General features: G+C 60.3%; 17 protein-coding genes and 1 pseudogene. 10 read left to right on the forward strand and 8 right to left on the reverse strand.

Going from position 1 to position 12,788, the window contains the following annotated elements:
* Nucleotides 1–15 precede the first annotated feature (15 nt).
* The gene (locus tag FJ490_RS24625; protein WP_140523060.1) at nucleotides 16–507 is read left to right on the forward strand and encodes a thermonuclease family protein; all 492 of its coding nucleotides are present in this window, start codon (nucleotides 16–18) and stop codon (nucleotides 505–507) included.
* A gap of 28 nt (nucleotides 508–535) precedes the next feature.
* Here the strand turns inward: FJ490_RS24625 and FJ490_RS24630 are convergent, their stop codons facing one another.
* Entirely contained in the window at nucleotides 536–997 is a 462-nt protein-coding gene (locus FJ490_RS24630; protein ID WP_140499776.1) for a hypothetical protein, read from the reverse strand.
* Nucleotides 994–1,206, reverse strand: a complete 213-nt coding sequence (locus FJ490_RS24635; protein ID WP_140499774.1) for a hypothetical protein — start codon at nucleotides 1,204–1,206, stop codon at nucleotides 994–996. The genes FJ490_RS24630 and FJ490_RS24635 overlap by 4 nt, the downstream gene beginning before the upstream one ends.
* Before the next feature lie 121 nt (nucleotides 1,207–1,327).
* Here FJ490_RS24635 and FJ490_RS24640 point away from each other — a divergent pair, with 121 nt between their 5' ends.
* Both FJ490_RS24640 and FJ490_RS24645 read left to right on the forward strand, forming a co-directional pair.
* Nucleotides 1,328–1,915, forward strand: coding sequence for a hypothetical protein (locus FJ490_RS24640; protein WP_140499772.1), 588 nt, complete (start codon nucleotides 1,328–1,330; stop codon nucleotides 1,913–1,915).
* A gap of 15 nt (nucleotides 1,916–1,930) precedes the next feature.
* Nucleotides 1,931–2,194: a hypothetical protein gene (locus FJ490_RS24645; RefSeq protein ID WP_140523062.1), complete on the forward strand. Its 264-nt coding sequence runs from the start codon at nucleotides 1,931–1,933 to the stop codon at nucleotides 2,192–2,194.
* Between the two features lie 20 nt (nucleotides 2,195–2,214).
* Here the strand turns inward: FJ490_RS24645 and FJ490_RS24650 are convergent, their stop codons facing one another.
* Both FJ490_RS24650 and FJ490_RS33655 read right to left on the reverse strand, forming a co-directional pair.
* Nucleotides 2,215–2,808 carry an SOS response-associated peptidase gene (locus FJ490_RS24650; RefSeq protein WP_140523065.1) on the reverse strand — a complete coding sequence of 198 codons (594 nt, stop codon included), beginning with the start codon at nucleotides 2,806–2,808 and terminating at the stop codon, nucleotides 2,215–2,217.
* A 70-nt stretch (nucleotides 2,809–2,878) separates the two neighbouring features.
* On the reverse strand, nucleotides 2,879–3,259 hold the full coding sequence (locus FJ490_RS33655) for a DUF982 domain-containing protein (RefSeq protein WP_224656320.1): 381 nt from the start codon (nucleotides 3,257–3,259) through the stop codon (nucleotides 2,879–2,881).
* 271 nt (nucleotides 3,260–3,530) lie between these two features.
* Here FJ490_RS33655 and FJ490_RS24660 point away from each other — a divergent pair, with 271 nt between their 5' ends.
* Both FJ490_RS24660 and FJ490_RS24665 read left to right on the forward strand, forming a co-directional pair.
* Entirely contained in the window at nucleotides 3,531–4,232 is a 702-nt protein-coding gene (locus FJ490_RS24660) for a response regulator transcription factor (RefSeq protein WP_140523067.1), read from the forward strand.
* A gap of 225 nt (nucleotides 4,233–4,457) precedes the next feature.
* Nucleotides 4,458–5,339 (forward strand): GHMP kinase, encoded by an 882-nt coding sequence (locus FJ490_RS24665; RefSeq protein WP_140523070.1) that lies wholly within the window; start codon nucleotides 4,458–4,460, stop codon nucleotides 5,337–5,339.
* Nucleotides 5,340–5,509: 170 nt separating this feature from the next.
* On the opposite strand, the gene FJ490_RS32815 is transcribed toward FJ490_RS24665, so the two are convergent.
* On the reverse strand, nucleotides 5,510–5,776 hold the full coding sequence (locus FJ490_RS32815) for a hypothetical protein (protein ID WP_181166228.1): 267 nt from the start codon (nucleotides 5,774–5,776) through the stop codon (nucleotides 5,510–5,512).
* 262 nt (nucleotides 5,777–6,038) lie between these two features.
* Between FJ490_RS32815 and FJ490_RS24680 the strand changes: the two genes are divergently transcribed.
* The 4 genes and pseudogenes from FJ490_RS24680 (at nucleotide 6,039) to FJ490_RS24695 (ending at nucleotide 8,031) form a co-directional block, all read left to right on the forward strand.
* Complete coding sequence (locus FJ490_RS24680) at nucleotides 6,039–6,260, forward strand: hypothetical protein (protein ID WP_140499723.1); 222 nt, start codon at nucleotides 6,039–6,041, stop codon at nucleotides 6,258–6,260.
* Between the two features lie 633 nt (nucleotides 6,261–6,893).
* Nucleotides 6,894–7,340, forward strand: a pseudogene (locus FJ490_RS24685) (MucR family transcriptional regulator).
* Between the two features lie 61 nt (nucleotides 7,341–7,401).
* Entirely contained in the window at nucleotides 7,402–7,692 is a 291-nt protein-coding gene (locus FJ490_RS24690) for a hypothetical protein (protein ID WP_140499721.1), read from the forward strand.
* Between the two features lie 135 nt (nucleotides 7,693–7,827).
* Nucleotides 7,828–8,031: a CsbD family protein gene (locus FJ490_RS24695; RefSeq protein ID WP_140499719.1), complete on the forward strand. Its 204-nt coding sequence runs from the start codon at nucleotides 7,828–7,830 to the stop codon at nucleotides 8,029–8,031.
* 463 nt (nucleotides 8,032–8,494) lie between these two features.
* Here FJ490_RS24695 and FJ490_RS33255 read toward each other — a convergent pair whose 3' ends face one another.
* From FJ490_RS33255 to FJ490_RS24710, 3 genes are all read right to left on the reverse strand, one after another.
* Nucleotides 8,495–8,746, reverse strand: coding sequence for an AraC family transcriptional regulator (locus FJ490_RS33255; RefSeq protein ID WP_224646664.1), 252 nt, complete (start codon nucleotides 8,744–8,746; stop codon nucleotides 8,495–8,497).
* A 593-nt stretch (nucleotides 8,747–9,339) separates the two neighbouring features.
* Nucleotides 9,340–10,740 (reverse strand): mercuric reductase, encoded by a 1,401-nt coding sequence (locus FJ490_RS24705; protein WP_140523077.1) that lies wholly within the window; start codon nucleotides 10,738–10,740, stop codon nucleotides 9,340–9,342.
* An 88-nt stretch (nucleotides 10,741–10,828) separates the two neighbouring features.
* Entirely contained in the window at nucleotides 10,829–11,575 is a 747-nt protein-coding gene (locus FJ490_RS24710) for a glucose 1-dehydrogenase (protein WP_140499716.1), read from the reverse strand.
* Between the two features lie 117 nt (nucleotides 11,576–11,692).
* Between FJ490_RS24710 and FJ490_RS24715 the strand changes: the two genes are divergently transcribed.
* Nucleotides 11,693–12,574 (forward strand): LysR family transcriptional regulator, encoded by an 882-nt coding sequence (locus FJ490_RS24715; RefSeq protein ID WP_140499714.1) that lies wholly within the window; start codon nucleotides 11,693–11,695, stop codon nucleotides 12,572–12,574.
* The last annotated feature ends 214 nt before the right edge of the window (nucleotides 12,575–12,788 follow it).

Consider the following 12,788-nt stretch of genomic DNA (forward strand, 5'->3'; position numbering starts at 1 on the left):
CGTGCGATGGCTGAGATGCCGCGATTTCCCGCCCTTGGCGTCTGCCGCTTGTCGGCCGCCTTGCTCTGCCTCACCTTGCCTTCCGTGGCCGAACCACTGGTGGGCATTCCATCAGTCGTGGACGGCGACACGATCGAAATTCATGGACAGCGGATTCGCCTCAATGGCATGGACGCGCCGGAGAGTGCTCAGATCTGCGCCATCGCCTCTGGCAAGAAGTACCGTTGCGGCCAGCAGGCGTCTCTGGTGTTGGCGGATTTCCTCGATGCGCATCGCCCAACATCGTGCATTGGAGTCGACCGCGATCGCTACAGGCGCATGGTCGCTGTCTGCACCGCCGCAGGCGTCGATATCGGCGAATGGATGGTCAGGCAGGGCTATGCGCTTGATTGGCCGAAATACAGTGCCGGCTTCTACGTTGGAGCCGAGCAGGAAGCCAGGACCGCAAAGCGCGGCCTGTGGGCCGGCTCATTCGACAAGCCCTGGAATTGGCGCAGGCAACACTAGGACCTTCGCCGTTCCCTCAGGAGCCGGTTCAATTCCGCGGCAGCTTGTGAATCTCCAGTCTCACCGGACCGCCTCGATCGCAGCTCGTGCAGACAAGCGCCCTCTCAACGGAGCTGAACAGCGCGTCCTTGCCGTATCGCCGAATAAGCGCGGCTGGCTTCACCTCGGCATAGTGCGAGCAGCGTTTGCACCAAGCTCGCAACGTGTGCCATTCGCGCAGATCGCCAAGTGAAACGTCCAACCCGGCATGAATGCTGCCGTTGATGACAGTCTGCGGTGGAACCTTCACCTCGCCCGGAGTGATAATCTTCTCCATGACATGGCGGCTGTTGTAGTGAATCAGCAGCATTCCGGGCCGACGCCGAATGGCCGCCTGCCAAGCTGCCTGGCTGACCACCGCGTCCGGAGATCGGCATATGGTTTCTAGATGGGTTTTCTCCTCTCGATCCCAGACTTCGATCCGGAAATTGTCTTCCGCCGTCTCGGTCATTGAACCCGCGCCTTATGCCAGCCGCGAGAATAGCCGTTCGAGACTGCGGCCCGCGACAAGCCCAGTTCCCGTTCAAGGTCGTTGTTCCTGGCAAGGACATTCAGCAACGCGACCAAGACATCGCCGCCGGCTGCGGCTATGGCCTGCTCAGCCACCTCTTCCAGTTCGGACATAGCTTCGCCGGCCGGCGCGTTCTGGCGCGTTCCCATGCCTCTTTCCTGCTCAGATGTCATTCAGGAATAAGGAACATATTCCTTCCTCGTCAAGAGCAGTCTTGACTCAATGTTCTCTTTTCGTTCACTGTAGCTAAAATAGTTACCGGAGACAGACATGGACCTGGTTTTGACCGTCCCAGGCGCATCGCCTGAGGAGATTTCGCGCGGCATCGCGGCCGCCGAGACGGCTTTGGAGCGCGCCGGTTTCACAGCCGAGGAAGCGGCACAAGGCGCCTTTGCACTCGAAGGCTGGGATATAAACGGCTTTCCGGAAGATGGATTGGACGGTCGAGCCGGCGCCTGCGCACAAGCCTGGGGCCAAGCCCATACCGCCGCCCTGGAGGCGTGCTGTGCCGGCTGGCCTGAAGAACGCAAGCCTCTAAGCGTGGATCTGGAGCTACTGATCGATCCGGAAACCCAACTCGTCGACCGCGTCACCGCGTTGGCGATGCTTCGTGCAGATGTTGAGCGAGGCGGCAAAGACACGCTTAGCGGAAGGGATTCCATCTTGGCCTGGCGCATTGCGGCCGATGTCGAAGATCGGTTCAAAATGCGAGACCTCATCGGCGACCTAACCGTCGTCTTCACCACTCTTTCGCTTTCTCATTTCCACCCTGACGAGCCGGTCGAACCCAAGCGCCAAGCCGTCTGTGATGCAATAAACGCGCTTGAAGCGGCGACGGAAAAGCAGGCCTCGCGCTGATGCGAAGGAGAGATGATGTCCGACCATGTCCTGCCTGGCCAGAAGAAGCCAAAGCTGATCGTCGTCATTGCCTTTGATCGCGGCAACGAGGGCGATCTGTTTGCCGCCTACGGCCCGGCGGATCAGCAAAGCGAGGAAAGGGCAGTTCGCATAGCCAAGGCGCTGGCTACCAGGCATGTCGGCGTCATCGCATGGAGCCGCGATGCCGATCCAGCGCTTGGGGACTACGGCCCGCCTACAACGCTTTTCGTCAGCGGTGACGTACCCGACATGGAATGATCGTCAGGATCGGCCTCGTGTTACGCGCTTTGCGGGCGCACCGTTTCCACTCTAAGCGACCCCGCCGGAAGCGGCCGCAAGAGTTCAGATTCGGGCTTCGTCAGGTTGATCCAGGCAGCCCAATTCTGCGGCTGAAGAACAACGACCTGCCGATTATGAAATGGTGCGACATCGGGCCCGGGATCAGTCGTCAGCATGGTGAAGGTAGGCGGCTTGTTGCCGGCGGCCTCACGCCAAAGCCCTGCGATGGCCATAAATGGAGAGCCGTTGAGCGTAAAGCGATGTTTCGCCTTCGGATATTTCGCACCAGTGAACTCGAAGAACCCGGAGGCCGGAATGAGGCATCGATTGCTGTTTGCGAATTGCCTCCCTTCGGAGCGAAAGTTGAACACCGGTCCCCCCTTTGGGCCCGCCGGCGGAAATCCGAACGTCATCGATGCCAATTCAATCGCATCGCCGGCGCCGCGCATTATTGGCGCCGGGTCATTAATGCGGATGTCATCCGCCTGCGGCAAATCGAGTTCGGTTTGGTGCGCCGGGATTTTGAGCGCCAGCGACGCCATCATCCGACAGTATTCACCCCACAGGACATGCTGTTCATAATCGTTGCACATGGAAGGCTCCGGGCGACCTTCTTAGAGTAAGCCTATCTGGCTCTCGATGAAAAGGCGGCTGCCGCTCAACTCAGCGGGCCCCATTTAGCCAGAATATCCCCTTCGTCGCGGCCTCAATGAATAGCCTGCGGGCGTGATGGGCCTCTTTCAGCCCTTCGAGAACACGCGGTAAGGCTTTCCGGGCCGCAACATCTTTCGAACTGGTCATCGCCGGCCATCGGGCTCCCCCTGGGAGTAGATTAATGATCAGGCGATAGGTTCCGGTTCGCCGGCGAGATCCGTTGCGGCGGGATGCCGATGACAGATACCACGGCCTACCTCGACCATCGTGCAGTGTGCGGACCGCCTTGGCGGGGACAGTCAGTCCCGCGTCCAGGCTTTCAGCCGTCGCTATGCTGACGCTCCTTAGGCTGTCCCGTTCACCACCGCGGCCGAGGCGGAATTCCTCCATCCCACGCGCGAGGCTTGTCCGCCGTTGCGGACGCGCGCGGGATTTCGGTTTATACGCCCTTTGTCTTTTTTGGCGGCGGCCGCCGCTGGACTCGAATTTGCCGTAGAGGGAAGCACGGACCGGCCGCCGGCATGTTTGCTGCGACGCCAAGCTCGTTTTTGGGCTTTGTTGTTTTGGGTGGCTTGTTCTGGCATGCTGGCCTTTGGGAATGCGGGATTCGAATATAGCCAGCCCGTCTTGATGGCAGCTGAAAGATCCTAACGCTGCGCATATGAAGCCATTGATAGTGATCTGCTCGAAGGACGCGGAATTTTATCTGCTCCTCAGCCACATTCTCGAGGTCGACGGCTTCGCCAGTACGCTGGCCGGTTCCATCGATGAAGTGCTGGAGCTTGCAGCGGGCATGCCGGTTCGGGCCGTGGTGCTGGATTGTCGACCGGACAACCAGCTGGGGGCCAAAAGTGCCGGGCTCAAGCAGGATGCTCGCACAGGCGCCCTCCCCTGTGTCGCTCTGGTGTCGCCCGGCGCGGAAGCTCAGCACATTCAGCTGCTGAGGTCTGGCATTGACGAATGCTTTGTCCGGCCGTTTGCCCCGGCCAAGCTGCTCGAATACCTGCGGGCCAGGCTGGCGGTGGGCCAAGCATCGGAACAGGGATCCCGGCGTGGCAAGTCGCTGGCATATAGCGATATCGAGATGCAGCTTGATACCCATCGCGTGCGCTGCGCCGGCAAGGAGATATCGCTCGGGCCAATCGAGTTCAAGTTGCTGCGCCACATGCTGGAAAATCCGGAAAAGGTGCTCAGCCGCGATGAGCTGATCGCCGTGGCCTGGACAAATAGCGCCAGTGTAAGCACGCGCGTGGTCGATGTTCACATGAGCCAGTTGCGAAAGTTACTCAGGCGGTCATCACGAAGCGTTGCCATTCGCACTGTAAGGCTCGCCGGATACGCGCTCGAAGACCAGTCGGCCTGATCATTCCCGCAGCACATATCGAGGAACGCCGGCAGCCGCCCCTGCCCGCCTGGTCGGGCTCTACATTTGTGACCAATATGTAAGAGGAAATAAATGCGCGTCATGTACTCGCAACGTTTTGGAATACAAAAGATTATCAACTTGGTTGTTGCTGTAGACGATCCGGCCTGCGAAAGTATTCACCGAGTAACTTAAGTGGTTGCTAAAGTATATGGAGGAATGCCCATGTCTGAGGGCTCGGGATACGCTGAAGCCATTGGCCATCACGGGGAACTGGTTCAAGGCGTTTTCGAGGATGAGGGCGCGCGGTTGCGACGCGCGCTGGTCTCGCTGCCCTGTCGTCATCTGAGGTCCAAAGCCAGGTTCAGCGCAAACGATAGCGATCACGTGACTGTCTGGCCAGCCTCGCGGGAGAAGGCTCGACGCGCGGCCGAGTTGACCATCAATGCATTCGGCCGGCCCGGCAGCGGCGGCCATCTCTCGATGGATAGCAACATCCCCATTGGCCGTGGCATGGGCTCCTCCACCGCCGACGTTCTGGCAAGCATCCTGGCGGTATTGAATTGGTTGGAGATCGATGCGGCGTCGGATGAGGTCATGCAGCTCGCGGTCAGCGCGGAAACGGCCTGTGACTCCACTTTGTTCAGGCAGCAAGCGGTGCTGTTTGCGCACCGGGACGGCATCGTGATGGAGGCATTCCGCAAGCCGCTGCCGCCGATCGACTTCATCAGCATCGATACCACCCCCCAGCTCACGGTCGATACGCTTGAATTCGAGCCGGCGCGTTACGGTCACCTGGAGATCGAGACCTTTCGGCCGCTTCGAAGCCTGTTGCGAACAGCCATCAAGAATGCGGACGCCCGCATGCTGGGCAGGGTTGCGACGGCGAGCGCGCGGATCAACGAGCGGTTTCTTGCCAAACCACGGCTGAGAGAGATCGAAACCGTCGGTGACCGCTTCGGCGCCATTGGCGTTCAGGTCGCTCACAGCGGCACGGTCGTCGGACTGATGTTCGACGCTAGAGACCAGAATGCATCCGTAAACATCGATCGCGCGGCAGGCGCTCTGCGTCAGTCCAATTTCGAGCCGACGATCTTTCGCCATTGAACGCCTGGCACGCAGGAGTAACCCATGTCGACCCGTGCGCTGATGCGAAAGCTGGAAGATTTCGAGGGCCCGCGCCTTGTGGCGCTCGGCGGAGCTCTTTTCGGCGCCAGCTTCTTCCTGATGAAGCTGCTGCCAGCCCGGTTCATGCTCGAGCGGGCTGTGGAACGCGATCAGTTGAAGCCTGAAGCCACGATCTGCGAATCCTCGTCGGGAACGGCGGCAACGGCGGCAACAACGTCGGCTGCTGCTCGACGCAAACGATCCCGGTGCTCGGCGGTCATGGCGGCAATGGAAGCGCCGGCGTTTCGCTTGTCTCCGGAGCCACATTCACTAACCTCGGGACGATCACCGGCGGCAATGGCGGCAGCGGTGGCAACGACAATGCGGCTCCCACCACGGGCGGCAATGGCGGCAATGGCGGGATAGGCGTCACGCACAGTCAGCGGATGTTAAAAAGCCCGCCACTGCGGAAACAGTGACGGGCTTCATCGGAGCCGGCCAGCGGAGGACGATGCTGGCCAAGGGTAGCAACGCTCCCCAAACCATCAGTTGCATCTAAGCGAACAAGGCCGCCCATCTTTCGAATAGCCGCCTTCGTGCACCAGCACCTTAGCAAGCAATTCCTGTTCACCAGCAACAGCCACGACAGTTCCGTTCGAATTCGGACTTGGCTAGGATCGCCTCGGAGAGATCGGGCCGATGGCAAGTTTCAAAGTTGAGGCGATGAACGGCACGAAGGTGATCAGCACCACCTCAGTGGAAGCCCACAGCCATGTTCATGCCGTTGTGAAGGTCGTCCAGCGACCACTGAAGCCCGGGCGAACATCCGGCAAACCCTGGGTGCGCGTCACCGATCTCGGCACGCGCAAGATCAGTGAGTTCGAATTCGCAAGTTACCGGAACCTCAAGTCTCCAGAATAATTTGCAGCACTAGAGGCCGAGCACTGGATCCAGAAAACCGCGGGATACGGCTGACGCGCTGGGCGGGCTTTCAGGAGCCATCGATGGCCGAATTTGTCGTGGAGGAGTTGACAAGATTGGGGCGCCAAGCGCCATTCAGGCGGCGTCCTCATCGAAGGGTCGACGGTGACGACCGGACGCCAACCCGGTATGATGTCGATACGCGTCACACACGACCAAGGTCAGGTCAGCGACTTTCGCTGATGACCGAATATGATGAAACAGCACGGCAACCGGGCTGCGCCGCTCCTGCCGCGAAATGCGGACCGGCGGTTCGCCGCCGTCAGCATCGTGGAGCGCGCGACGGACATCCGCGTCGCCAGCGTTCGAGATGCGGCCCCTGAACGTCGATTGAAGTGCAGGACTGCCTGCACCGCGACGTGAAGCCGAATTAGGCCGCAATTTCGAGGCTTTGGCGCGATCTTCTGGTCGCCTGGCTTTGCATCATCTTGAGAGTATGAAACACCGGGACACCCGCCAGCGCGGTCGTATACGATCGCGCCAATCTACAACCGCAGAACGTTTTGCTCTTTCGCGAATTGCGAAGAGGCAAATCCCAAGTAGAAGGTGCCGAAGCAATAGGAGTTCCAATAATTGCCGGAGCGGACCAATAGTGTCACTGAGATTGTCGAGCTAACCGCGGGTGTTGTCGCCGCATATGTCAGCAACAACCCCGTGCCGGCCGGCGAACTGCCAAACCTCATTGCGTCTCTACACGCTTCCCTGCCTGGTCTGAGCAAGCCTGCCGCGCCGGCAGTTGAGATGCAGGTCCCCGCGGTCAATCCAAAGAAGTCGGTTACTGCGGACTTCATCATCTGTCTTGACGACGGCAAGAAGTTCAAATCGCTGAAACGCCACCTTCGTTACCTTGGCATGACGGCCGATGAATACCGTGCCAAGTGAAAATTGCCAGCCGACTACCCGATGGTGGCGCCGAACTATGCGGAACAGCGGTCCGCTTTGGCAAAGGCGTCGGGTCTGGGGCGGAAGCCGGTCCCTCGGAAGAAACCTCCTGCCAAACCCACGGCCAAAGTCGCCTGACGCGAACTAAATCCTGCCCTTGTACTGGGCAGGCCACCGCCGGTGTGGCAAAAATGGAGCCATGACCCGCGCATCCATTGCCGAAGAGCTTGAGCGTGCCGCCGACCGCATCGCGGACATGCCGCGGCCGGATCTTCAAGTTATCCTTCGCCGCGCCGCCTTGATGCTGCGAAACGTCGCTGGCGTTCCCCTGGAGCCGGCAACAGAAGACGCGCTGAACTCGATCGCCGGAGAGATGAAGATCGGCCGGTCAGATCTCATTCAGATTGTGTTGCGCGAGTGGCTGGAAACCAACGCCTACCTGCCGGTGCGCCAAATCGATGAGGATAGCGAAACGGATGGGAGCGCTTAGAAACTTCCGCAATGATCATCGCGCCGATCAAACCAACGTGCGCCACCATCTTCCCAGCCCGCCTCTCCCGATTATAGCGGAACTCGAGGGCGATTTGTCCGTTCTTCCGATGTGTGATTCGAAGGAGAAGCCACGATGGATTGGAACCGCGTCGAAGGAAATTGGAAGCAGGTCAAAGGTAAAGTCAAGGAACAGTGGGGCAAGCTCACTGATGATGATATCGACCGCATTGGCGGCAAACGCGATCAGCTCGAGGGCCTGATCCAGGAACGCTACGGCATCGAGAAGGATCGCGTACGCCGAGATGTCGATGACTGGTATGGTCGGCAGGGCTGGTAGATACCAGGTTATGGAATTAGGTTCCGCTTGTCTCAATCGATCTAGATGGACTTCCGGGATCGAACCAGGGAGACTGGCCTGCGCTTCGCCGCATGCCGCTGCTGGCCCTGTACGGTGCGTCGAGCCGCGCACCACGTCGACCCTTTGCCTCCGCCGAAGCTGAAGCTCTGGAGATCCCAATGGGTTGGTTCTTCCTGCGCCCCTGCCAAGCTTGCGGCGCGCCTTGCGGCGGTAAAGGCCAACCAAATTTCAGCCAGCCAGCGGAAGCCCGCATCCAGTCACGCATCGAGCGACGTGCAATGGCCCGACGCTTATGTTAACGCTCGACACGCCGTCCTCCATCTCCTCGCGCCCAGCCGCCTTCCAGCATGCAGCCTAAGCTTCGCGTATAACCTTGCCCACCCGCGCCTGCGCCGGCGTTAGATGCCGGCATTTCTTCATGACGGTCGTAAAGTGGCTTTGGCTAGAGAACCCCGCTCACATGGGCGATCTCCGCAATGGCCATGCGCTTGTCGGCAAGCAGTCTCTCCGCCAAGTCGAGCCGCAGATTGAGAACGTAGTGATGCGGCGGCGCCCCGACTGTCCTGGAGAAAGCCCGCACAAAATGAGAGGATGAAAGCCCGCAAACCGCGGCCATATCGGCAAGCGCTAATTTGCGCGAGAAGTTCGCGCTCAGGAATTCCTGCACCCCGGGCATTGCGGGCAGAAAGCCCACCTTTTTCGTTCATCTGTGGATGCGGCGCTGCATCAGTTACGGAAATCCATTCCGGAAAATCATCATTGCGCCGCATCTTCGACCTTGTTACCTCCCGGTGGGAACACCCTGTGGCGCCTCTCAGCTCCCTCACGAAAAACAATTCGTTATTGTTCGATAGTCCGCGCATAGCATACGCACATTGGCGATCCAGAGAACCCCGCGCGGTAGCCTTCTCGAAATCAGGTCGAAGAGATATCGACCGCCTCACATCCAAGATCCAGATGCTTGCAACGGTACCTCGGCCGTTACGATAGGCGATCTTTCCCTCTGCGTTGTTGTCGCTATGGCCCTCCGACGTTTCTTTGCAGGAAAAGTCTCGTGGCCGGGCTGCTTCTGATTACAGAACCGTTCAAGGACCGCACCGGAGAACGAACCCGCAGCTTCGAAATACAGATCAGTCCGGGGAGAACGTTGAGGTGCCCGGTTGCATAGTCGGGACCGATCCGATGCAGACCGTTGGCTGCGTCGCTCGAGCGTCAATTTTTAATGTGCAGGTCAGACGCAGGCAGATCCCGTCATATCAACTGGACCTGCCTGTGATGTTTTCATCGCTATTGATTCGACCTAGGCGGCACGTTGGAGAAGAGAGCTCCTAGTCCCTCTGCGATCGTCAGGTGCGTGATGACGGCATCGCGAAGCTTCGGGTACGGCAGCTTCGCCAGCATGGCAGTCTGGATGGCAGCCAAGACCTCGCCGGCTTCGGAACCGATCATCGTGAACCCTAGGATACGGTCATCATCCCCGCCCACGACAGCCTTCATGAACCCCTGGGTTTCCTCAGTTGCTTCGGTGCGCAAGACGCTGCTCATCGGCAACTTTGCGACGCGCACGCTGACATCCTGGCGTTGTGCTTCGCCTTCGCTTAGCCCGACACGGGCAAGCGGCGGGTCGGTGAACATCGTGTAGGGCACCAGCCGATCGCGCGTGCTGCGGTTGCCGCCTGCCAGATTGTCCCTGACGATGCGGAAGTCGTCGACGGAGACATGCGTGAACTGCGGGCTGCCGGCGCATTCGCCTAGCGCCAGAACATCAGGCGCGCTCGTCTCCAGCCGCTCGTTGACCCGAATGTAGCCGCGTCCGTCGATTTCGACGCCAAGTTTTTCGAGACCAATTCCGGCAGTGTTCGGCACGCGCCCCGCCGCAACAAGGAGATGGCTGCCCTCCAACGTCGGCTCGCCTGATGAGGTGCGCACGGCCACGCTGATGCCTTCGCCAGAGCGGCCATGCACATTGAGAGGCTCCGCCCCTATAAGGAACTCGATACCTTCGCCAGCAAGAAGCCGACGCATCTCATCGGCGGCGTCAGGATCTTCGCGGCCGACGAGTTGAGGACCGGCTTCTATTACGGTCACGCGGCTGCCGAAACGGCGGTAGGCCTGCGCCAGCTCAAGGCCGACATAGCCGCCGCCGAGCACGATCAGATGCGGTGGCAAGACATCGAGCTCCAGGGCTTCGATGTGTGTAAGCGGTCGTGCCGCCTCAAGGCCGGGAATGCTCGGAATGGCCGCATGCGTCCCGACATTGATTGCGACTTTATCACCAACGAGCAGTCGCGTGCCGCCGCCGTTCAAAGCCACTTCGAGCGTCTTTGGCGCCACAAAACGGCCGCTCCCCATGATTAGCTCCGCGCCGCTGGTTTCGTAGGCGTTGAGATGGAAGGCGACCTCCCGGTCGATCATGTCCTGCTTGCGGCGGCGGACCTGCGCCATGTCGGTCACAGCGGGTCCGATGACCGTTCCGAACTCCGCGGCGTGACGGGTGAGGTGTGCGACCCGCGCGCTCCAGAGTTCATTCTTACTCGGCAGGCAAGCGACGGCTGGACAGGAGCCGCCGATCCATCGGCGTTCCACGACCGCAACCTTCTTTCCCGCGCGGGCCAGGTGCCATGCGAGCAGCTTGCCGCCTTGGCCGCTGCCGAGGATCACCACGTCATATTGTTCGGGCTCAGACATGAGTTCTCTCCGTCAGTTCTGGATGAAGGATATGAGGGAGGCCGACTCCAAGACGCTCCCGCAGTGCCGTCGAAGAAAGGCCGGCCGCCTAACGCTGGCCGCCGGAGGCCGTGATGCGTTCGCCTGTCAGCCAGGCGGATTGGTCCGAAGCGAGGAAGATTGCGACGCGCGCAATGTCATCGGGCCGTCCCAGTCGGCCCATCGGCAAGGTTGCTCCGATATTTCTGGCAGTCTCACCTTCGATGCCTGCCACCGCCAGACCCTCGGTCTCGGTCATGCCGGGTGCGATCGCGTTGACGCGGATATTGCGGCCCACGAGCTCGTTGGCGAGCGCCTTGGTGATTGTATCCACCGCGCTCTTCGAGGCGGAATAGATGACCGAATTCGGCACAGGATTGGTGCTCGAAATCGTACTAAGATTGATTACGCTGCCGCCGGCAGGGCCAAAGGCGTTTACGGCTTCCTGCGTCGTTAGGAGGATGCTCAGCACGTTGGTGTCGAACTGGCGATGGAATTCTGCTTCCGTCACCTCCTCCAAAGGGGCGAAGCGGTACACGCCCGCATTGTTGACGAGGATACTGGGCCTTCCGAACGCGGTCTTCGTTTCGGCGAACAGCCGCTTAACGTCGGCGCTCTTGCTTACGTCCGCCTGGATCGCAACGGCCTTGCCGTGGCCGCCCAGGATCTCGCCCACCACCTTGTCGGCATCGCTCTTGTTCGACGCGTAGTTGACGACAACGGCCGCGCCCGCCTCGGCGAACTGCCGGGCGATTTCCGCGCCTATGCCCTTCGATGCGCCGGTCACTATTGCTACTTTGCCCCTGAGATTGTCCATGGTCTTACTCCTTTCAGCTTTGTGAACCGCCGTTGAGTGGCGTGTTGCTCAGGAGTTAAATCATGCGCAAATCGGCGAGTAGCGCTGCCGATCTCATATAATGTATACGTATTCCGTATGAATGATCGGCTCCAGCAACTCGCGATGTTCGTTCGCACGGTGGAAACCGGCAGCTTCTCGAAAGTGGCCCGAGAGTTCGGATTGTCGCAACCCTCCGTCTCGCGGACGGTCGCGGCGCTGGAAGAACGGCTGGGCGTCAAGCTACTCACGCGTACGACCCGCGAACTTTCGCTAACTGATGCCGGCGAGGCGCTGCTTTCCCGGGCGCGCGAGGCACTTGCTGGGATCGAAGAGGCGGAGAGCGCAGCGCGTGGGGCGGATCAGTTGTCGGGGATATTGCGGGTGGCTCTGCCGGCGACTTATGGGGTGCGGCAGATCGTACCGCTGCTGCATGGTTTCTTGGAGCGGCATCCTTTGCTCAAGGTCGATCTCATGATGTCCGACCGCTACGAGAATCTCGTCGCAGAAGGCGCAGACATGGCGCTCCGCCTGGGCAACCAGCCGGACTCCAGTTTCGTGGCGCGTAAACTTGCCGCTAGCCGCCGTTTGTTCGTGGCCGCGTCTACCTATCTCGCACGACGCGGCACACCGACAAAACTCGCCGAGCTTAGTCAGCACCATCTCATTGGCGGTCCCAGTGATACGGGCGATCAGAATTGGACCGCCCATCGCGAAGGCGTTACCGAGGTTCAGCCCGTCAGCCCGCGCGTGCGAACCCGCTCTGCCGCAGGTGCTATCGCTTGTGCGAGCGCCGGCCTCGGTATTGCGATCGCATCGAGGTGGATGTGCGCGGACGAGCTTGTCTCGGGAGCTCTGGTTGAAATCCTTCCTGACTACAGCCTCGAGCCGGTGACCGCCTTTGTCGTGTTCCCCGCCGGGCGACGCCCTTCGCAGAAAGCCCGCGCCTTCAGCGACTATCTGGAGCAGGCACTGCGCTAAAAGGCAGAGTGCAGCCGCTACGCTGAGATCGACTGTTCGCCTGGCACTTTGCCGCCATTGAGAGCCGCTTCTGGCGCGCGTTCAGCACGCGCTGGAGCCTAGGAGCAGATCCGGCGCCTTCATGATAAATCGAGGTCAACCGGCCGAAACGCTGAACTCCTCTTGGCGGCACTTCACGGCCGCTACTGACCCAGCGAGACCTCCTCGCCGGCCT

The organism is Mesorhizobium sp. B2-5-11, from assembly GCF_006440835.1.
GTDB lineage: Bacteria > Pseudomonadota > Alphaproteobacteria > Rhizobiales > Rhizobiaceae > Mesorhizobium.